The sequence below is a fragment of the Galbibacter sp. PAP.153 genome (assembly GCF_037029175.1).
Classification (GTDB): Bacteria; Bacteroidota; Bacteroidia; order Flavobacteriales; family Flavobacteriaceae; genus Galbibacter; species Galbibacter pacificus.
This window is the reverse complement of the sequence record NZ_JAZEUN010000011.1, coordinates 30,504-52,932: the sequence shown is the minus strand read 5'-3', so window position 1 is coordinate 52,932 and position 22,429 is coordinate 30,504. Positions and strand designations below refer to the sequence as shown.

The window sequence follows — 22,429 nt, the reverse complement described above, 5'->3', positions numbered from 1 at the left end:
TAGAGGCACAGACCCCATAAAAATTTCTTAAACCTCCAAAAGATTTTGACATTCATCAGGTTAATGTACCTCATGGAAAAGTCGATACTATTACTTACAATTCCCAGACCGTTGACGTATTGCGCAAAGCATTGGTTTATACCCCTCCGGGCTACAATGTAAATACGTTGTATCCGGTTTTGTATTTACTTCATGGAATAGGAGGAGATCAATACGAATGGATGCATAACGGAAATGCAGCTGTTATTTTAGACAATTTGTATGCAAAAGGAAAGCTGGAACCCATGATAATTGTATTTCCAAATGGAAGGGCAATGAAAGACGACCGCCCAACAGGCAATATTTTTGCTCCCGATAAAGTAGAAGCTTTCTCGGTATTTGAAAATGATTTACTGGAAGACCTTATTCCTTATATGGAACAACACTATCCCATCAAATCTCAAAGGGTAGATAGGGCTATTGCCGGCCTTTCCATGGGTGGGGGACAGGCATTAAACTTTGGGTTGAACAACCTAAGTACATTTGCTTGGATTGGAGGCTTTTCTTCTGCGCCAAACACAAAGCCGCCAAAAGAACTGTTTCCTAATCCTGAAAAAGACAAAAACTTGATCAAGCTACTATGGATTTCCTGTGGCGATCAAGATGATTTAATAAGTTTTAGCAAGCGTACGCACGATTATCTTTTGGAAAATAAGGTAGATCACATTTATTATATCGAGCCGGGGGTGCATGATTTTAACGTTTGGAAAAATGACCTTTATCATTTTTCACAATTGCTTTTTAAATAATTTTAAAGCTTGCTTTTTGAACTTGAAGTCGAAAATTTATAGTAACAAAAAAATAGGCTGCTCCTTTTATGGAACAGCCTACGCTATTTAACTAGCTAATTAATTATTGGGCTTGAAAAACTAACAATTATTTATTTCTAAAACCAAGTCCCAATAATTGGAAAAACAATCTTCAATAGTTTTTTTGCAATGATGCCGTTGTTCAATATTCAAATGTAATGCATTGTTTGTATTCGGTTATATTTCCATGTTACCAATCCTTATCAATAGGTTACTTCTTCAATTTTATGCATTATAGATGGGTATGCAATACCATTAAAACGATATTTACTTCACTATTTAATTATCATAATATCAATTAATAGCCCTTAAAAATTTTATATTTTATATTTTTTTGATAAAAAATTGTGAATTATAATTAAATTAACATACCTTGTAGTCAAATTAACCATTACATAACATTCCGGTTTGAAAAGATTTTTTATATGAAGCAGTTTTTAAAAAACATATTCCTTGAACTGATGCATATTTAATTTGATTGAATCACGCAAACGATTGCGTTTGTGCAATGTTGCAAATGCTAAAACTAACAATTACACCCATGATAAATACGCTAACCAGAACCTGTACTTTTATGTATAAAAGCGCATTAAAGTTGTTTTTTAAAGCAAAAGGGCATGCCAAGGGATGGCATTTGTGTTTTTTGCTTATATGCCTTCAGCTTCCGGCTCAAACCGCCAAGTTTTACTCTACGGACAACAAGCTTTCAAGTACACTTATCAATCAAGTACTGGAAGATAAAGAAGGCCTTATCTGGGTTGCTACCGAAGACGGCCTTAACAGGTACGACGGGGCAAAGTTTAAGACCTATAAATTTAGCACCAAGGACAGTACCTCCATTTTAAACAATTACGTACGTTGTATGTACCAAACTTTAAATGGGCAATTACTGTTCGGTTTTTTCAATGGCCTGCAACAATACAACACGGGAACACAAAGTTTTAGCGAGATTGATTTATTTGATAAGCAAGGATCAAAAGAACATTGCCATGTTTCTTCCATCTTGGAACGTAAAAATGGTGAACTGTTAATTGCCACTTCCGGGAGTGGTATATTTAAGTTGCATAACGAGAATGGTGTTGTAGCCGGAAGATTAGCCGTAGAAGTTGTTAAATCAGAGTTTATTCAAAAGCTTTTTGAGGATAAACAGAGAAATCTTTGGGTGATAACACAAGACAAAGGAGTGTATTGTATTGCAGAAAACGGCACCATATCCCGCTATTTTTATAAAAACGAGTCGGAAGCCAATATCTCCAGTATATGCCAGGCACCCAACGGGAATATTTATATTGGAAAGCTAAATGAAGGCTTGTACAAGTTTGAACCAAAGAGCAAAAGCTTTAAAAAAATACCATATACACAATGCCATTTATCTATCAAGACCCTTTATGTAAATTCTCCTGATGAAATATACATAGGTACCGACAGCAGCGGGATGAAGGTTTTTAATCCGTATACAGAAACATTTTCAGATGTTAGCCTGGGAATCAACAAATTCGACTTTTCCAAGACCAAGGTGCACTCCATCATTAAAGACAGGTCGCATAACCTATGGTTGGGCATTTACCAAAAAGGGGTGGCCCTAATCCCACACAAACCGAATAATTTTAAATATATAGGATATCAATCCATTAACAACAACACCATTGGATCCAATAGTGTTATGGCCATTCACGAAGACAGGAGCAACAATTTATGGGTGGGTACCGATGGAGATGGGGTTTACGGCCTGGACAATGCGGGGAATTTAAAAAAACACTATCTCAACAAAGAAGTTACAACCATTATGAGTATCTATGAAGATTCGAACAATACGGTTTGGGTGGGCTCTTACTTAAACGGAATAGCTTCGCTAAATAAAAGCACCGGTGAGTTTAACTTTAATTATGAAATAAAAGATGAAAACTCACATAAAGTAGAAAGAATATACAGTATCACCGAAGATGGCAACAAAACCTTATGGATAGGCTCCATGGGCTCGGGCCTTTTTTCTTTAGACCTCGAGACCGGGAAAATAAAGGACAGGAATACGGGGGCAACCATTGGCCTGTCTTACAACCCAAACAATAAAATGCAGAATTTTTGGATCAATACGCTGCTGTATTCCAAAGAAAACAAATTGTATATAGGAACGTACAACGGACTTAGTTGCCTTGACCTTGAAACCAATAGTTTTATTTTTTCTGATGGGCTTAACCGGGTTTTGGCGCATAAAATTATTTATTCACTTTATGAAGATGCCGAAGGGAATTTATGGATAGGAACTTCAGAAGGAATATTCCTCAAGCCCAAAAACTCGTGGAAACTAGAAAACTTTTCTACCAAAGATGGCCTGTCGAGCAATGTGGTATGTGCCATTAAGGGAGATGGGCAGAACAACCTGTGGATTAGTACGCACCATGGAATATCTAAGTTTAACAAAGCGAGCCAACAGTTTACCAATTTTTATTTTAACGACGGGCTTCAAGGAAACGAGTTTAGCAAAGGAGCAGTTACCTACGACGACCAAAATGCCATATATTTTGGGGGAATTAACGGCATTACCTATTTTAAGCCCGAACAGATTATCGATGAAGGAAAGATACCCGACATTAGGTTAACGGCCTGCTATTTGCAGAACAAAGAGATAACAACGGCAACAAAATCAAACGGGCGTGCCATTATTGAAAAAGATATCATGAAGGCCGATACATTGTTTTTATCGCATAAAGACAATACGTTTAATCTGGAGTTTGCGGCCACCAACTTTATAGAACCCCAACGGTTAACTTATTTTTATAACCTCAACGGCAAGGAATGGGTAAGCCTTCAGCAGGGATCAAACATGCTGACTTTTAACGATTTGGTTCCGGGAACCTATTCTTTGCGCGTAAAGGCAAAAGAATTTAAGTCGTTTTCGCCGGTTAAAAACTTCACCATTATTGTAAGGCCGCCTTGGTTTTTATCATTATGGGCAAAAATTTGCTATACAATAATCGTCGTTTTAATTACTTGGGCCATATACAACCAAATTCATCAACGGTATAAGATTAAAGAAAAAATACGCCTTCAGCAATATGAAAACCAGATAAACGAAGCTAAGATTCAGTTTTTCACAAACATTTCGCACGAAATAAAAACACCCATGTCGCTCATAACAAACCCATTGAAAAAAATGATGAAGAGCGATATAGACCCCGATCGCCAAAAAGCATACCGTATCATGCACCGAAATTCCGAACGTATCCTGCATTTAATCAATCAGTTAATGGAAATGAGGAAAATTGATAAAGGCCAAATAGACTTAAAGTATCAAAAGGTAGAAATGGTCTCTTTAATAAAGGATATCTGTTTCCTTTTTGAAGATCAGAAAAAGGCAAAGGAAATCAATCTGGAATTTCATAACGACCAAGAAGAATTGTATGCAGCCATAGATCCCAATTATTTTGATAAGACCATCCAGAACATACTATCCAATGCCTTTAAGTTTACGCCCAATGGCGGACACATTAAAATAAACCTTGAAAGTGTTGTAAATGAAGCAGGCAAGAAATGTTTTAAAATAACTGTAAAAGATAACGGCAAAGGCATTGACGAACATGCCATTGAAAAGATTTTCGACCGTTTTTACCGTGCCACCCAAGACGAAATGCACCCAAAAGAGGGTACGGGAATTGGCCTGCACTTAACGCGCTCTATTGTTAATTTACATAACGGAAAGGTTTATGCAGAGAACAATAAAGATCAAAAAGGTTGTAGCCTGATCATGGAAATACCGCTGGAAAAGGCAAATGCCAATGTTAAAGAACTAGACCATTTGCCATTAACAGGCCCCGTGGCTCCAAAGTGTTACAAACCGCAACCCGTTTTGTCGTTGTTCAATACCAATAGTGTTTCTAATGGGGAAGATGCCCCGTGTAAAGGGAAACACACCATACTCCTTATAGACGATGATGCCGAAATAAGAAATTACCTTAGAAGGGAGCTGTCTTTAAAATACCATATTTTAGAGGCTTCCAACGGAAAAGAGGCTTACGGGATTATTCTTCAGGAACCGTTGGATTTAATCATTAGCGATGTAAAAATGCCGGAGATGGACGGTGTTACCTTGTGCAGGAAATTAAAAAAGAACATTAATGTAAATCATATCCCATTAATTTTATTGACGGCCAAGTCCAGAGAGCAGGACAACATAATCGGTCTCGATATCGGGGCAGACGCCTATCTTTCCAAACCGTTTAATCTGGAGATTTTAAAGAAGACCGTCCAGAACATAATCCATAACAGGGAGATGCTTAAAAATACATATGGCGGAAATCAAATCCCGGAAGACAAACTGGAGACCATCCAAATTAGGTCGGCCGACGAAAAACTTATCAATAGGGTTACAAAATTGATTAACGAAAACCTGGACAACCCCGATTTAAACGTAGAAATGATTGCCAGGGAAATTGGTATAAGCAGGGTTCACCTATATAGAAAGCTTAAAGAGCTAACCAATCAATCGGCGCGTGATTATGTGAGGAACATCAGGTTAAAACAAGCCGGCGATTTGTTGGCCACCAAAAATTTAAGTATTTCTGAAGTGACTTATGCAACCGGTTTCTCGCATGTTTCTAAATTTTCTTCAAGTTTTAAAGAGTTCTATGGGGTTTCGCCAAAAGTGTATAAAGATTCGCATCTTAAAAAAGAATATATAAACGAGCACGAATCCATGGCAAGTTAGATACGTGGGCCATGTTAAAGGCATAGCACAAAATATCTTTTTTAGGATAAACAAGGGGGGTATGGCCTTTTTATGCCTCTTATTCCCCCTTTGGTCATGCCCATTGCTCCATTTTAAAAGGGGGTACGGGGCCTACAAAGAACGACATCTGCCCCCTTGCGGCATGGGGCCGGGGGCTCTAAATAAAGGGTATGTACCCTTTTCGGACATGTCTATTGACTATTTAAACATACTCCTTGGCCCACCCAAAGGTGCTTCGAACCACCTTTGGGTGGGCTGCTGCATCCTTCCGGTAGGGGGTAGGGGCTTTAAAGAAAGGGGCATACCCCGTTCCAGTATGCCCCATTACCCGTGCCGGGAGACACATGGAGGCTCTTTGCAAGGGCAATGAGGCATCTTTAAAGAGGCTATCAACCATTTACAAACAGGTTAGAACCACCTTTGGGTGGGGTAACAACATTATGAGATACCTAAAAAAGCCTGTTATTGCCCAAGAATAACTATTCTTAAAGTACTATTCAGTTTGGAAAGGACTGGCGGGAAGCCCTTCTTTATTGTACAAATTGGCCTTATCTGGGTTATTGGCCCAAGCATACCTAACATATTTTGGGTTGGCTATGGAATTGCTCCAAACAATTACCTTATTGTTATGTATCGTTGCTTTTGCCCACACATAGTTTTTATCGGCTCCCGCAACGGCAAAAGAATGTAAGGAATCTCCGTTCTTTGCTACCAATCCGCTGCCAATGCCGTTAAATGAAACAACAATCTTATTGCCCTTAATTTCAGAAGATTTATATAGGGGTCCAGAAGCCACCGTGTTTTTCTCATGATATGCAATTTTTTCTGCCAAGAGTGCCAAACGGTGCCCAACATCTTTTTTGTTCAACGGATGAATATCGTTCCACTCTCCAATATCTATCGTTACGGCCATTCCGGTATTAGGGGTTGTTAAGGTTTTTAATTGTTGGTTTCTTAACATTGCCCAGTTACTTTCCTCGGGATTTGTGGTAGACTTCATAAAATTGGCCAGTTGCACGTACAAGAACGGAAAATCACCGAGCTCCCACCGTGCCCTCCATTCGTTGATAAGCGTGGAAAAAAGGGCTTGGTATTCGTCAGGGCTGCCCGTATTGGATTCTCCTTGGTACCAAATAACACCCTGTATTTTATAGTTTAGCAATGGAGCAATCATGGCGTTAAAAAGGCCTGCGGGCTTCCATCGCACAAAGGTTTGCGGTTTTAAAGGTTCTTTAGCAACCCCTTTTTTAAATTTCCAAGTTCCGGTAAGGGAAATGGTAGTATCGTTTAGTACTATTTGATAAGGTTTTTCGGGCACAAATCCGCCTTTGCCGCGTTCGTTTATAACCTTTACGGTAATTTGGTTTTCACCTTCTTTTAAAATGTTTTCTGGGATATTATATCTCCTTGGCGGATATTGATATGTGGTATTGCCTATAAAATGACCATTTATAAATACAGAATCTGCATCGACAATACGGCCCAGCAAAAGCTTGCCCGAAACATCTTTATGTGCAGGGGAAATTTTAAAGGCTTTTTTGTACCATGCAACGCCGTTAAAGCGGGTCTCTATCTGGTCGTTCCAATAGCCGGGGATTTCCATATTTGTCCAATCCTTGGCCGAGTCGATATTCAATGTTTCCCAATGTTGGGCATTTCCCAGATCGTTGGTGTTTACCTCCCTGTACCAATTGGCAATTCGTTCCCGGTCCCCGGAAATAATGCCGTTAACATAGGTACTGTCTTTATACAGCAGCAGCTCGTTATAGGCTTTTGGGAATTTTTTTAGGGCATCTTCACTCAACCATGCCTCGGCTGGCGAGCCTCCCAAGCTAGTATTGATTAAGCCAATAGGGACTTGGTAACGTTCTGTTAGGTCCTTTGCAAAAAAATAGGCAATTGCAGAAAAGTTAAGTACGGTTTCTGGCGTGGTATTTAACCATTTCCCTCCATCAATTTGCTCTTGCTCTCCACTAAAATTATAGGTTTTAGGTACTTCAAAATAACGAATCGTTGGATAGTTGGCCTTTGGAATTTCAGCTTCATACAAAGGTTTTACCCTCGACATGGGAATTTCCATGTTAGACTGTCCGGAGCATACCCATACATCGCCCACCAAAATATTGTTTACTTCTATGGTATTCGAGCCACTAATGCGCATTGTATAGGGCCCGCCAGCTTTTCCTGCTTCAAGGTCAACTTCCCAATTCCCGTTTTGGCCGGCTTTGGTATGATAGGTTTTTCCTTTAAACAAAATAGTTATGTTTTCTTCTGCGGAAGCCCAGCCCCATACCGTTATGGGGATATCACGTTGCAATACCATTCCATCTGAAATTAATTTGGGAAGGCTTATTTGACTTGATAAATTGAAAGTTGTTAAAATGAATAAAACAGCTACAATTTGCCTTAGGTTTTTCATGTTCTTATTATTTTGAATATGGATCGATGGTTTGTATGCTTCCATCTTTGTTATAATGTAATTCGGTAACTTTTATGCATCTTAAATGTGTTTTTCCTTCTGATAAGGAACTGTCGTGAAAAAAAAGATACCATTTTCCTTTGAATTTTACAATGGAATGGTGAGTGGTCCACCCAACAACAGGTTTTAATATAACGCCTTGGTAAGTAAATGGCCCATAAGGATTGTTTGCAGTGGCATACACAATTTTATGTGTATCTCCGGTAGAATACGAGAAATAGTATTTCCCATTGTATGTATGCATCCAAGCTGCTTCAAAAAAACGCCTTTCATGGTCTCCTGCCAACAATGGTTTCCCGTTTTTGTCGATAATCTGAATGTCTTTTGGGGGTTCTTCAAAATTTATCATATTGCTGGACAGTTTGGCAATTTTGGGGCAGAGGGCACTGCTGTCTTCGGCCGGATAGACATCTTCGGGAGCATAGCTTCCAGTTGTCCATTTTTGTAATTGACCGCCCATAATACCGCCAAAATACATATAATAACTGCCATCATCATCTTTAAAAACACTAGGGTCGATACTAAAACTACCCGAGATATAAGTGTTTGACGCCTTAAAAGGGCCTTCGGGCTTTTTTCCAGTGGCAACACCAATCCTAAAAACATTATTGGCATCCTTGGCGGGAAAATAAAAGAAAAAAGTACCGTTTTTTTCGGCGGCATCGGGAGCCCATAGTTGCTTTTTTGCCCAAGCCACTTGGTCTACGTCCAATGCCGTTCCATGGTCGGTTACCTTGCCGGGAATGCTGTCCATGGAAAAAACATGATAATCCCTCATATTAAAATGATTTCCATCTGCATCGTTGGCAATTTTGGAGTCGATATCGTGCGAAGGATAAATATAGAGTTTGTTGTTGAACACATGTACCGAGGGATCGGCGGTATACATGTTGGTTATTAAAGGTTTTGGGGAACCTGTTTCCATATTTTTTGGTGTTGCCTGAGCAGTATTTTTAGTATCCTGTTGCTTTTTGGCCGTTGTTTGGCATCCTGTTAAAACAATGGCAAGAAGCCAAACTATTTTTATTCTGTTGCGTGTATGGTGCATATATTTGTTATCAGTAAAATAATTATTTTTTTATTTCAACACTTTCATCGGGCCCTAAATAGCTTTCTTTTAACGGTTGGGTTTCAATGACTATTTTTTGGAGCACCAAACCACTGTTTTTCATGTAATATTTTAGGGTATGGTCTCCTTTATCAAGGGGTAGTTTGGTTGTTATAATTTTTATGTTGTTTGCAACCAATTGGTTCCAGTTGTGTTCATTGTCGTTTTCATGAAAGTTAATGACCTTTGGGGCATCCTCATCGATGCCAATACCGTAATAGTGGCCAATGCTTGGGTTGTAATTTAACGTGGGGGAGAAGTAAGCATGGATTTTTACCGTACCTGAAGAAAATGAATGAAAGTCGAACTCCAGCCTTGGCGAGCTTTCCGTAATTTTTTCAATGCCAATGGTAACGGGCAGGGTAGTTACCCCAGAAGAAGTTTTCCCTAAGTTTGGTACCGTAATCCAATTTATATCTTCTGTGCCCACGGAGCGGGAATAGTTTTTTGCTTCCATGGAAATATAACCGTCGTTTTCCATAAAACCATTAATATCTGTTTGTTGAGGGTTATTAATCTTTACTTTAACCTTTACTTGTTCGGTACCCTTTTGTATTGTAAAATGGGTTTCATGTTGCCCATTCGGGATTTTTTCCTGCTGTAGGCTTATCCATATTCTTTTTTGCTCTTTTATGGTGCCTTTGCTCTGGGAAAACCGTAACCAATTGTTGGCAGGTTTAATGTTGTATTTAAAGCTTTCTTTTCCGCTATTAAAGATTTCAATAAAATGCGTTTCGTTTCCATAAGATACAAATTCGGGAAGTTCCAATCCTTCCTTAATTTCTGGATACCAATTGTTGGAACCTTCAATGGCAATGCCCATTGCAGCCTCATCCTTAATGGTTATGTGGTTTATTTTTGGCATGACATTGTATCTGGGTTCTTGCCAGGAAGTATACCCGATATGGGTTTGAGACATCATGTGGTTCCATTTTCCGTTGGCTAGGCTTGTATGGTAATAATTGGTGAGAATGGAATCGTTGGCAAATAAATTTTTTACATTTTTAGCAGTTTCATTGGTAAGCGCCCTTCCTTGAGCGGCATAATAATTGTTTTTTGCCGTTTCTATGTATAGGTTGTTTAAATTGGCGCTTGCCAATACCGGAAACAGCACCAATTGATAATAGGCATCTTTGTAGGCTTTGGGAATTTTCTCATATATGTGCTTTGCCTTGTTAGATAATGCTTCAAATTCTTTTTGAATACGGTCGGATTCACCATAATTAACAATGCTGTATGTTTTAGCAGAAAGCAACTCGGGTTTTCTTCTGGAATTATACTTTGTGTATTTCATAAGAATATCGGCGATTTCTTCGGCATGCATATTCCCAAAAATGCTGCGGCTCCATTGCACATAATAATCCGGAAGGTTATTAGCGTTCCATTTTTCTGGATTCCATGCAAAATCTAAAAAAAACGAAATGGGTAGTTCCATAGGTTTTAGGTCGCCCACGTTTACAATCCATATGTTTTTAACCCCGTGCTTGTATGCCAAATGCATTTGTTCCCAAGTCCTTTCAATCTGGTTGGTGTTTATCCATTTATAATTCCTCGGTCCGCCAACATAGTCAAAATGATAATAAACTCCATATCCACCGGGGCGAAGCGTATCAGACGGGACGGGCAGTTTCCTAATATTCCCCCAATTGTCGTCGCAGAGCAAAAGGGTTACATCTTTGGGTACCCGCATCCCTTTGTCGTAATAGTCCTGTACTTCTTTGTAAAGTGCCCACAATTGAGGTGTTTTGGTAATGTCTTTTTGGGTAACATCTGCAATAATCCCCCGTTGTTTTTTTACAATATTTTCCAAGAGTTCAATGGCAGTGCCTTCCGTCATGGGTTCGTCGCCATCGCCACGCATCCCAATGGTAACAATGGTTTCTGTATTTCCCATTCTTTCCATTCCAGCACGCCAAAATGCTTCCAGATTTTTTGCATTGGTGCTATAATCCCAAGCACCGGTTCCAAATTTTTTCCATTCGGCATGGGCCCTTGTTAGCGGTTCGTGGTGAGATGTGCCCATTACAATGCCATATTCGTCGGCCAAGTCTTTGTTTTTTGGGTCATCTACATAAAACATACGCCCCCACATGGCAGGCCATAAATAATTGCCTTTTAGTCTTAAAATAAGTTCGAAAACTTTATTGTAGAATTCAGCATTAAAAGAGCCGTAATTTTCATACACCCAACCCGAAAGTGCCGGAGCTTCATCATTAATAAAGACACCTCGGTATTTTATCTTAGGTTCGTTCATTGTATGTGTTCCCGGAGTTATATAAATTTTTGAAGCTTTTTTAGCGGGGACATCAGCCCAAAAATGCCACGGCGATACCCCAATTTGTGTGCACAGATCGTAAATTCCGTATATGGTGCCACGTTTGTCTGATCCTGCAATGACCAAAGCTTCCTTAATTCCAGGAAATGGATTTTGTATGGTTTTTATAATGAATTTTTCCCATTTGCCATTCAAGCTGGATTCATCAATTAACTTTTTTTCAATTAATTGATTTATAATAGGGCTTTTACCTAGCGTGCCCACAATAATGGGAGAATCCTTCAAATTATCGATATCTGTATAAAGTTTTGGGGTAGCCCCAGAAACACTTTCAATATCTTTCTGCAAGTCCAAAATTACTTTTTGCACCCCTTTATAATCCATGTCGCTATATAAAATAGGAGCAACATTATTGTTTTCAGCAAGGGCAAAACCATTATCGATGGATGTATTGACCACATATTTTTCCTGTGATTGTAGGTTGTTTATAACAAGGAAAGCAAAAACTATAAGGAGTATTTCTTTAATGTTAATTTTCATGAATTTAAATTCTGTTGGTTATTGATAAGAGAAAAATGCTTACTTATTTTTTAGGTGAATGATTTTTCTAAAAATAGAAAGAAATAGAGCGACTCTGTTCAAGAGAGGCTCTATTTCAATCCGCTAACTAAATAAACTAATCAATTTAACATCCAACTGCTGATGATTGATTATTCTTATTGATATCCCGGGTTTTGATAAGCATCTTTTTCGGCCTCTGTCATTTCCATACCATCCAGTTGCCCTTGGGGGATAGGACGTAAATAATGGTAATCTTCAATGGTCCTTGTAAATGTTTCAGGCGTATGATTGCCAAGTTCGGGTCCGCAAATAGTATAGGATGCAGCAAGTTCTTCCCACTTTTGTGTTCGAACCAAATCGAACCAGCGGTATCCTTCTCCATAAAATTCCCGCGAGCGTTCAGCCAAAACATAATCAATGTCTATAGTTGTTGGCGTGGCACTGGCCATATCGGCACTGTAATCGGCAATTTTTTCTTCATTTCCGTTATTGTCCCAACGCCATTTTCCGGCACGTTCACGAATAACGTTAATCAAATCGCGGGCACTTCTGCTTCCCGAAGCTCCTTTAACAGCCGCCTCGGCCGCTACAAAGTAAAGTTCGGAAAACTTGGCAATATTAAAAGGACGTGTGCTTCCGGCATTAGGCTGCCCCAATCCATCACCATTATCGGTACGATAGGTACCCAATTTCCAGAGCCCCGGATATGTAAACCTACTTATTCCCTGCGGGGAAATTACAAAGTCTGGCCTGCCGGGCAATACGCCGGCACCGATTCCGCTATTGTATTGTGTGTTGGAATAGTCTATGCTTCCCGAGGGCTCTTCGTCCAAGAAAGTTAATACGGCATCTCCGGGGTATATTTCCATTGAATTGGCGCCGTACATGAAAGCCGCATCAAGGCCTGCTTTTGGCCAGTTTGCACGAAAGGTGGTTACAAAGGTTCCATCGTATCTGGAATCGGTTGTTTTATCGGCAAAAGTATTTTCCACAACATCAATAGTTGGGCACATACGGGTCCACGGACGGCCGTATGCCTGAGCGGCCTCTCTCTGTACAGAGCTTGCTTCTTGGGTCCAAGCAGCATCTAAAGCGCTTTTAAGGTTGGTATAGTTCCATGTCATCATCCAAACGGCAAAATTGTCGGGGGCAGCACCACTTCCGTATGTAAGGCTTCCGCCATTGTACAGTTCGCTATCTTCGGTATGGTCGGCATATAGCAATATTTCACTATTTCTGTCATTGGAGGCCAGATTTACGTCGTAATAAGTTTCCTGTAACATAAATGGCCCGGGATTGTCTATGGCTGCCGTTGCCACATCGTAGGCTTGTTGAAAGTACCATTGTGCATCATGACCGGCCGGGTCGGTGCGGCCAGATTCTGGATATGTAGGGATATTGTTTGGGTTTTCCAGCCACCATCCGTATGTTAGGTATGCCTTGGCCAAATAAAGCCGGGCAAGGGTTTTGGTAGCCCCGCCGGTTACGCGTCCGTCAACGGGCAAGTCGTTAACGGCAGTAACTAAATCTGGAAAAATAGCCTTTGTGTATACTTCCGGAACCGTATTCCTAACGGAAGTCCTTGATGTTGAAGTATTGAATTTAAGTTCCCCGGCACCTAAGTCTAATGGGACACCGCCAAAGGTCTGCACCAATAAGAAATAATCGAAAGCCCTAAAAAAGCGCGCTTCTGCAATAAGGGCATCCGAAATATTTTCAACTTCAGAAGCATTTTCAATAATACCACTTGCCGTATTAATATTGGTAAAGGCTGTACCCCAAAGAACATCGGCTCTACTTGTGGCGGCCGTTAATTGCCCCACGCCCGAAAGGTCCATGTCCTTAAAATTTCCATCGGCACTTTGGGCATAGGTGGCTTCATCTGTACCGGTAAGGCACGAATTATAGTAATAGGCCTGCCCATATATATACCGTAAATGTGCGTACATGGCCGTTAAGCCACCAAGAACGCCATTTTCAGTTTTAAAATATCCCGGTTCGTAAATACTCCGAGGTTGTTCTTCTAAAATATCTTTAGAACACGATCCAAGGAAAAATATCAGTAATGCTGTTGCTATAAAGCTCTTTTTGTATATACGTTTCATTGTTCCTTTTTTTAAAATGTTAGATTTATACCCACCAAATAATTGCGTGTTGCCGGTGTGTTTGTCCCGATTATGAGCAAGCGCCTTTGGCCACCAACGGCCACATTTTCATCGCCATAGGAGTTGGTTTCGGGATCCATTCCCGATTCGTCGTGATAAGGAGAGAAAAGTACAAATGGGTTTTGCACGGTGCAGTAAATTCTAAACCTGTCTATTCCTGCATTTGTAATAAAATCCTGATCAAAATTATACCCCAACGATATGGTACGCACTTTTAAGAAAGAAGCATCAAAATACCCTAAAGTACTTCCATATTTTGGATTGTCGCTACTTTGTATTCCGCCAGGTTTTGGATATTTAGCATCTGTGTTTTCAGGAGTCCAATAGTCTACCTTAACATTATTTCCGGCACGACCATTTAATGTATTCAAGTAACCAGAAGATGAATACAGCGAACTAATTAAAACCCCGCCGCTTTTAAAAACCCCAACCGCCGTAAGGTCTAGATTTTTATAGGCCAAGCGCGTATTAAATCCGCCTTGAAAATCGGGTTGAAGGCTCATAATCTGACGGTCATCGGCCCCTATTGCCCGTACCGGGGTGCCATCTGCATTGTATTCTCCAGTGTATTTTACCTTAATCATTCCTGGATTCCCACCGGGCTCCAGAATGTCTAAATAAGGGTCGTCTTCCTGCCAAAGCCCCACTTTTTCATAATCGTAAATTACATCAATAGGATGGTCCACAAACCACCAGTTAGCTTCATCGCGTTCTTGTCCAGAGGCCAGTGACACCAATTTGTTTCTATTGGCATAGATATTTAACCCGGCCTCCCAGGTAAACCCATTGGGATTGTCAAAAATTACACCGTTTAAGGAAAGCTCGACCCCTTTGTTTTGGGTCTGCCCGATATTGGCGGTATAACTATTTACACCCGATGTAGATGGAAGATTGACCCCAAGCAGTACATCTTTTGTATTTTGAATATAATATTCGGCAGTTCCCGAAAGCCTGTTGTTAAAGAATGAAAAATCCAATCCAAAGTTCCATGTTTCGGAATATTCCCAGCCCAGATCGGCATTGGGAAGTTCGGATACATAATAACCCGTAGTAAATTGATCGCCAAAATTATAAGGCCTTGTATTGAGCAACCCTAATGTTTTATATGGATCTATTGCTTGATTGGCCGTTTGTCCATAACCTACCCTTAATTTTATCAGGTCGATGTTTCTACTATTTTCCATAAAAGATTCATTGGTAATGTTCCATCCTGCGGAAACGGCAGGGTAGGAGTGCCATTTATGCCCATCTGCCAATCTTGACGAACCGTCTGAACGGAAAGTAGCACTTAACATATATTTATCGTTATAAGAATACATGGCCCGTCCCATATAAGACATTAGGCCCCATACAGAATACCATTGCTGGGCAGGATCTACGTTTATCTGTCCTTCGGCCCGGCCAATGTTGTAAAATTGAAAATGATCTGATGGAATGTCCATGGCCGACATGTACGACCTGTTGTAGCGTTCCTCTTGAGATGAATATAATGCAGTTAAGTTAAGTTTGTGTTTTTCGGCAAAGGTCCTTTCGTAAGTTAAAAGGTTTTCCACGGTCCAACTGGTGGTATGCGAATTGGCTACCGAAGCGGTAGACACATTTTCCGGATTACCGCTAAAAACCCCTTCACCTGTATAATTTCCATCGTTGCTTTGGCGGTAGTTAAGTCCTAAATTAATCCGGTATTTTAACCCTTTTATGAATGGAATTTCAATTTCTCCAAAAATACTGTTATAAGAGCTAAAGGCCCTATTTTGATTAATATATTTATCGCCTAAAGAATAAAAACGGTCATTGGTAGGAACCCATTGTGCCCCCGATGTTTGTTCAAGTATGGTATTTTTCAGGCTTCCATCTTCATTATACGGGTTTGCTATTGGCGATCTGCCCAATGCCATTCCAACGGCGGGTATTCCACTGGCATCGGTAATGGCATAATTGTTATTGGTTGTTAGGCCAACCCGAAAAATATTCCCGATTCTTTGGTCAAGATTTGCCCGTAACGAAATACGCTCGTATTCCTGCAAGGGAACAACACCATCATCTTTATAATAACCGAGGCCAAAATTATAACTACCTTTTTGTGTGCCTCCGGTAATTCCTATGTCATGGCTCATGAGCACTCCTGTTTCAAAAATGAGGTCTTGCCAATCGGTGTTGATATCGTCTGATTCGTCTAATGTATTTTGATATTGACCGGCTTCTGCACGCAAGGCGGCAAACTCTTCTCCGTTCATCATCGGGAACCTTGAGAAGAGGGTCTTAATTCCGGAATATCCGTTGTAAGTTATCTTGGCTTCTTGTCCAACTTGTCCTTTTTTGGTGGTAATCAAGATAACACCATTGGCGCCCCTTGACCCATAAATAGCCGATGCCGATGCATCTTTCAATATATCAAGACTTTGAATGTCGTTGGGATTGATATCTCCAATAGATCCCGCAAAAGGGATTCCGTCAAGAACAATCAATGGGTCGTTACTGGCATTTAAGGAGCGTGTACCACGGATACGGATTTGCATGGAAGCTCCGGGCTTGGAAGAAGTAGGGGTCATTTCTACACCGGCAACCCTTCCTTGCAAGGCTTGGGAGATATTTGGTGCCGGGACTTCTTGTAATTGTCCGCCTTTAATGGAAGCAATGGAACCCGTAACATCTTCCCTGCGCTGGCTACCGTAACCAACTACAACTACTTCTGAAAGAGTAGAGGTGCTTATGGCCATTTGTACATCGATGGTGGTTTTATTCCCAACGGGGATTTCCTGTGTGTCGAAACCGACAAAAGAAAAGACAAGGATTGCACTTTCATTGGGCACATTAATGGTATACTCCCCATTGAAGTCGGATGTTGTTCCAGTGTTGCTGCCCTTTAGAATAACATTAACGCCGGGGATAGGGACTCCCGAATCGTCTACTACAGTTCCGGTAACCGATGATTGAGCATCAACGGTGTTCATGGACATCAGCAGCCATATTAAAAAGTATCCGGGCAGGATATGCCAGCGATAACTTTTTTTCGAAAAAAATCGTAAAATTGAGTTTTGCATAGATTTAATTTGTTTGGTTAGACTTTTTAATTATAGTTAGTTTAATGCATTTTAATAAAGGATATCTTTCTAGGTTGGTTAAAGGTTTTTTGACCTACTACAACGTTTTCTTATGTTGATATGCTTTATAATTTTAAAATTAGGAGTTACATTATGTATTCATTGCCGTTTTGTTACATTTAGTTTTCGGTAGGTTACATACTTATAAATTAACTTTTATATAACAATAATTATCTTACATTTTTAATATTAATTTTTAATATGAATTTTTTTTATTCTACGTTAGAATTGAAGGCATCAAAAAAAAGTCCGAAGTATAATTGCTTCGGACTTAAGTTATTAGTGTGAAATAGAAATTTAGTATCCCGGGTTTTGGTCTTCGCTGTTTATGTTTTCATTTGAACTGATTTCAGCTTCTGGGATTGGCATTATTTCATGAATCCCTTCTTGAAAACCATATTGGCTTAACTCTTGTGCAGCTAATCCCCAGCGTACCAAATCTGCAAAACGTACCTGCTCTCCGGCCAATTCTACTTTTCGCTCATGTATAATAGCTTGAAAAACTTCATTTTTAGACATCCCGTCTGATAGCAACGGCATATTTACGCGGTCGCGAACCTCGTTTATATAACCAATGGCAGTGGATTGGTCTACCACCTCATTTGCTGCTTCGGCCATCATTAACAATACATCGGCATAACGGATAATACTAAAATTAATGCCCGATTGTAGATCTTCATTGGCATCTTTATAGTAGTTTTGGTATTTTCTCCATCCGGCCCTTCTTCCAAGGCTAATTTCAGTAATGGTACCTCCGGCATATTCATCGCCCACTAAATAAAAACTAGCATCAAAACGTGGGTCTCCATCTTCAAATTCATCCAAAAGATCATCAGACGGGTAGGTATTAAACCAATCGAACATTCCATACGATTGCCCTCTTAAACTTGCTTCATTGGGCCCTTCGCCGCTTACCGTTGAATTCCAAAAAGCGTTGTTCCCCATATCGTCATCATATTCTACCGCAAATATAGATTCGGGTCCATGCTCTGTTTCTTCCCTAAAATTGTCAAAATAATCATCTGTTAGGGAATACACCCCATAAACGTTGTTGAAAGCATTAAGGGCTTCAGTATAATTTTCGCGGTATAGGTAAACTTTTCCAAGCAATGCATATGCTGCGCCTTTGGTGGCCCTACCACTTTCTTCTACATCTTTAGACAAAAGGGTTTGCGAAGCATCTTGTAAATCTGTAATAATCTGGGCATATACATCATCTATAGAGCTTCTGGGAATTCCTTGCCCATTTTCTGGAATGGTAGTAATTAGTGGTACGCCGCCATAACGGCTCACGAGGTTAAAATAATACAAGGCCCTAAGGAATTTGGCCTCGCCTATATATTTATTTTTTTGTGTTTGACTTAAGAATGATGCTGGAATGGCATTGATTTTTTCTTCATTCCCAATCACAAAATTTGCTTTGTTGATCCCACGGAAAGAACTGTCCCATAATTGATTGACAAGCTCGGAACTGGCATCGAACGAAAAATTGAGAAAGAGCCTTTTATTGGCCTCCAATTGTGGGTTCCCTTCATTGTCGTGCGCCATATTGTCCATGATATAGTAGTAATTTCTACTGTACATGCCTATGGTCTGTAGGTTTGCGTATACGGCATTTACAGCCGATTTTACCTGGTTTTCATTTTCAAAATAGGTTTCTGGCGACAATTCGGTGGGATTTTCCAGTTCCAGTCCATCCGTATCGCATGAATTGAATAGCAGTCCGATTGAAAATAATGCAACAATTAATTTTATAGTATTCATAATATTTTTTTTAAAATTCAAGTTGTAAGCCTAGCAGCACTGATTTTGGTTGTGGGTAATTTCCGCGGTCAATTCCTATTTCAAATTGTGTTCTTGTGTTTTGATTGTTAAGGGAGTATTGCCCTATTTCGGGGTCGAGCCCTGAATAATCGGTAATGGTAATCAAATTTTGGCCACTTACATATATTCTGAATTTTGAAATGGCATTATTAAAAACACTGGTTGGAATGGTATACCCCACGACCAAATTCCTTAACCGGGTATAAGATCCATCTTCTACATAGCGGTCGGATGCCCCTGCATTCTGGTCGGCCCCGAGAGCTCTCGGGATTGTATTTGAAGTCCCCGGTCCGGTCCATCTATCGAGCACTTCGGTTCCTGAATTGAACAAGCGTGTCATGCCTTGTAAATCGTATATATTGGTATTGTAGACATCGTTTCCATAAGACCCGTTGATAAACAGGTTAAGGTCGAAGTTTTTGTATTGGGCATTTAAGTTAAGTCCGAGCATGAAATCTGGGTAAGGATCACCAATTTTGGTTTTATCATCGGCATTAATCGCTCCATCTCCATTTAGGTCCATAAAGCGGATGTCTCCCGGTTGTACCACTGTTTGATCTGGGTTTTCTGTTAACACTTCATCAATTTCCGCTTGATTTTGATAAATACCGTCTGTTTTCAATCCATAGAAATAGAATAGAGGTTCGCCAACCGTAATTCTCGAAATGTTTTCACCTTCAAAATTACCGCCGGTCAATTCCCTGTTCTCACCACCTTCTCCTAAAGAAATAACCTCGTTTTTAGTGGAACTGAAATTTAGATTGGCCGACCAGGTAAAATCTCCTTCATAATCATTATATCCTAAATTGAATTCTACTCCGGTTGTTTTTACCGACCCGACATTTTCTGTAACGTTCGGGTTATTAAAACCTTGAGATAGCGGTAAAGGCCTGTTAATAAGCAAATCGTCGCTTCGGTTGTTGAAATATTCAAAAGACAAAGTAAATTGATCGTTGTTAAGGCCTACATCCAGGCCAAGGTTTTTCATGGTTGTTTCTTCCCACTTAAGGTCTGGGTTTGCCAGTCCGCTAGCCGTGGTTCCCTGTACGGCACTTCCGCCAATAGGGTATATAAAATTGGTAAGCAGGGTAGAGCTGTATAGGTAATCGCCAATATTGTCGTTTCCTGTTTTACCCCAACTTCCACGAAGTTTTAAATTGCTGAATGGGCTATTGCTCATAAATTCTTCCTTGCCAATGTTCCATCCTGCCGAGAACGACGGAAACCACCCCCAGCGGTTGTTTTTTCCGAATCTCGAAGAAGCATCGCGGCGTATGGACGCAGCAAACAAATATTTACGGTTAAAATTATAATTGATACGCCCTAAATAACCAATCCTTAAATATTCTGAAGAAGACGACCCTAGGTCAACACCATTTGTAGAAAGCTGGTTTACATTGTCTGATATGTCGTTTGTACTTCTTGCGTTTACACTTTCATTCTTTATTTCCTGGCGTTCGGATAAAAGAAGCAGTTCCAGATTATGAACATCGGCAAAAGTTTTCTTGTAGGTAAAACTGTTGGTATAGGTAAGCGATTGGTATATCCCGGTGTTTTTATCTATTTGGGCAAAACTAGTGCTGTTGGTCGACGTTTCATCATCATTATATGAAGGAATGAACGAGCTGTTTTTAAAATTACTGTAGTCCAAACCAACTTGGGTTCTAAAAGTCAGGGAATTAAAAAGCTCATATTCGGCAAAAATACTCCCCACAACATCAATAGATTTGTTTTCTACTTCGCCAATGGTTTGTGCCCTAATGGGATTTTCTGCATCCTGTCCGTCAATGGCGCTACTCGGTCCTTGAAATCCACCAAGGTTGTTTTCGTTGTATATAGGGATGTACGGGGCAATTTTAATGGCATGTTCAAATATGGAGCGTCCGCCACTGTCCCTTTCGGGGTTTTGCTTATCGAACGATAGCCCCAAGGTTTCTCCAATTTTTAGTTTGCCAAAAGTAAAGTTACTATTTGCCCTAAAGTTAAAGCGTTCGTATTTGGTTTCAACAACGGCTCCTTCCTGACTTAAATAGCCTCCCGAAAACCTATAATTGCTGTTACTATTGCCCCCGGAAAGGCCCAAGTTGTAGTTTTGCATTAATCCGGGTCTAAATAGTGCATCTTGCCAATTGGTATTGTTGGTCATCATATCGGCATATTCGGGATTGGAAATCCTTTCTGGAGTTGGGCCAATTTCGCTGGCATATTGAATATATTGATCGGTATCTAAAACATCATATCGGGCATCTACAAAGTTTACGCCGGTATAGGTATCAAAAGTTAAAGAAGCCTTTTCACTGGGCTTTCCGCTTTTTGTGGTAATTAAAATTACACCGTTGGAACCTTTAGAACCATATACGGCTGTTGTGGCTGCATCTTTTAAAACCTCAATAGACTTTATATCGTTTGGGTTTAAATTGGCCATTCCAGAAGAAATAATTCCGTCTATAACATAGAGGGGTGTATTGTTGTTGGGTGTCCCCAACCCACGTATCCTAACTACAGGAGCATTTCCGGGAGCCCCGCTGTTTATAACATTTACGCCGGGAGCCCTGCCTTGTAATGCTTGGTCGGCGGTTGCCACGGGGACACTTTCAATAGCATCAGAATCAATTGAGGAAATGGCACCGGTAACTTCTTCCCGGTTTTGGGTACCATAACCTACCACCACCACATCTTCTAAAGACTGTGCGTCAATTTCCATGTCTACATTTATAGTTGTTTGACTGTTTACAGGGATCTCTTTTGTTTTATAGCCTATATAACTAAAAACTAGGGTCGATTGGGCATTTATCCCACTTAGGGTATAATTTCCGTCAAAATCTGTAGTAGTACCCGTATTGGCATTTTTCACCAATACATTTACACCTGGCAGCGGGCCTGACGCATCCTGTACTGTTCCAGAAACAATAATGTCTTGTTGCGCATGAACCAGCCCAAAAAAGAAGAGGCTCATTATAAATAATAACTTTTTAAATTTAAAATGTTTCATAAAATTTTGATGTTAGAAAGTTTTACATAGTTTGCAATAAGTTAATATTCAACACTTCAACCTTATTATGATTTTATAACAAAAATCGATTGACAAATTTCCTTTTACTGAACTTGTCTTTCTTAACCATGCGGTTGAGATTAATTCACAAAGAGGAGTTGTGGATTAACTTTACACGCAATCGATTTCGGTTTTTGAAAATAAGGTTCCCAATTAATATGGGTTTGCTTAACAAAGCTATTTTGAAGGACTTGATTACCGGCTGTGTTATGTTACACATCCTTTACTTCATGTTACATAGAAGTTAAAATTGCAGACATAGCTGGTATTGCAGAGAGAATAAGGTG

10 protein-coding genes are annotated in these 22,429 nt (G+C 40.0%); 2 read left to right on the top strand and 8 right to left on the bottom strand.

The genetic code is table 11. From position 1 onward, the window contains the following. Positions 1-119: 119 nt before the first annotated feature. Positions 120-788 (top strand): alpha/beta hydrolase-fold protein, encoded by a 669-nt coding sequence (locus tag UXI14_RS08715; RefSeq protein ID WP_335965801.1) that lies wholly within the window; start codon positions 120-122, stop codon positions 786-788. Between the two features lie 601 nt (positions 789-1,389). Beyond that, the gene (locus tag UXI14_RS08710) at positions 1,390-5,553 is read left to right on the top strand and encodes a two-component regulator propeller domain-containing protein (protein ID WP_335965800.1); all 4,164 of its coding nucleotides are present in this window, start codon (positions 1,390-1,392) and stop codon (positions 5,551-5,553) included. A gap of 223 nt (positions 5,554-5,776) precedes the next feature. Here the strand turns inward: UXI14_RS08710 and UXI14_RS08705 are convergent, their stop codons facing one another. The 8 genes from UXI14_RS08705 to UXI14_RS08670 all read right to left on the bottom strand — a co-directional run bounded on the left by UXI14_RS08705 (position 5,777) and on the right by UXI14_RS08670 (position 22,082). After that, the gene (locus UXI14_RS08705; RefSeq protein ID WP_335965799.1) at positions 5,777-5,971 is read right to left on the bottom strand and encodes a hypothetical protein; all 195 of its coding nucleotides are present in this window, start codon (positions 5,969-5,971) and stop codon (positions 5,777-5,779) included. A gap of 96 nt (positions 5,972-6,067) precedes the next feature. Beyond that, the gene (locus tag UXI14_RS08700; RefSeq protein ID WP_335965798.1) at positions 6,068-7,993 is read right to left on the bottom strand and encodes a sialate O-acetylesterase; all 1,926 of its coding nucleotides are present in this window, start codon (positions 7,991-7,993) and stop codon (positions 6,068-6,070) included. A 7-nt stretch (positions 7,994-8,000) separates the two neighbouring features. Then, a complete protein-coding gene (locus UXI14_RS08695; RefSeq protein ID WP_335965871.1) occupies positions 8,001-8,978 on the bottom strand; it encodes a glycoside hydrolase family 43 protein in 978 nt (325 codons plus the stop codon). A gap of 145 nt (positions 8,979-9,123) precedes the next feature. Continuing rightward, positions 9,124-11,976 (bottom strand): glycosyl hydrolase 115 family protein, encoded by a 2,853-nt coding sequence (locus UXI14_RS08690; protein WP_335965797.1) that lies wholly within the window; start codon positions 11,974-11,976, stop codon positions 9,124-9,126. A gap of 176 nt (positions 11,977-12,152) precedes the next feature. Continuing rightward, complete coding sequence (locus UXI14_RS08685; RefSeq protein ID WP_335965796.1) at positions 12,153-14,102, bottom strand: RagB/SusD family nutrient uptake outer membrane protein; 1,950 nt, start codon at positions 14,100-14,102, stop codon at positions 12,153-12,155. 11 nt (positions 14,103-14,113) lie between these two features. Next, complete coding sequence (locus UXI14_RS08680) at positions 14,114-17,206, bottom strand: TonB-dependent receptor (RefSeq protein ID WP_335965795.1); 3,093 nt, start codon at positions 17,204-17,206, stop codon at positions 14,114-14,116. A 357-nt stretch (positions 17,207-17,563) separates the two neighbouring features. Next, complete coding sequence (locus tag UXI14_RS08675) at positions 17,564-19,030, bottom strand: RagB/SusD family nutrient uptake outer membrane protein (RefSeq protein WP_335965794.1); 1,467 nt, start codon at positions 19,028-19,030, stop codon at positions 17,564-17,566. Positions 19,031-19,040: 10 nt separating this feature from the next. Next, positions 19,041-22,082 (bottom strand): TonB-dependent receptor, encoded by a 3,042-nt coding sequence (locus tag UXI14_RS08670; RefSeq protein WP_335965793.1) that lies wholly within the window; start codon positions 22,080-22,082, stop codon positions 19,041-19,043. Positions 22,083-22,429 lie beyond the last annotated feature (347 nt).

Excerpts from the sequence above, each read along its gene's own strand:
- UXI14_RS08710 (WP_335965800.1), top strand. The coding sequence starts at position 1,390 with ATGATAAATACGCTAACCAGAACCTGTACTTTTATGTATAAAAGCGCA.
- UXI14_RS08705 (WP_335965799.1), bottom strand. The coding sequence starts at position 5,971 with ATGGTTGATAGCCTCTTTAAAGATGCCTCATTGCCCTTGCAAAGAGCC.
- UXI14_RS08700 (WP_335965798.1), bottom strand. The coding sequence starts at position 7,993 with ATGAAAAACCTAAGGCAAATTGTAGCTGTTTTATTCATTTTAACAACT.
- UXI14_RS08695 (WP_335965871.1), bottom strand. The coding sequence starts at position 8,978 with ATGGAAACAGGTTCCCCAAAACCTTTAATAACCAACATGTATACCGCC.
- UXI14_RS08690 (WP_335965797.1), bottom strand. The coding sequence starts at position 11,976 with ATGAAAATTAACATTAAAGAAATACTCCTTATAGTTTTTGCTTTCCTT.
- UXI14_RS08685 (WP_335965796.1), bottom strand. The coding sequence starts at position 14,102 with ATGAAACGTATATACAAAAAGAGCTTTATAGCAACAGCATTACTGATA.
- UXI14_RS08680 (WP_335965795.1), bottom strand. The coding sequence starts at position 17,206 with ATGCAAAACTCAATTTTACGATTTTTTTCGAAAAAAAGTTATCGCTGG.
- UXI14_RS08675 (WP_335965794.1), bottom strand. The coding sequence starts at position 19,030 with ATGAATACTATAAAATTAATTGTTGCATTATTTTCAATCGGACTGCTA.
- UXI14_RS08670 (WP_335965793.1), bottom strand. The coding sequence starts at position 22,082 with ATGAAACATTTTAAATTTAAAAAGTTATTATTTATAATGAGCCTCTTC.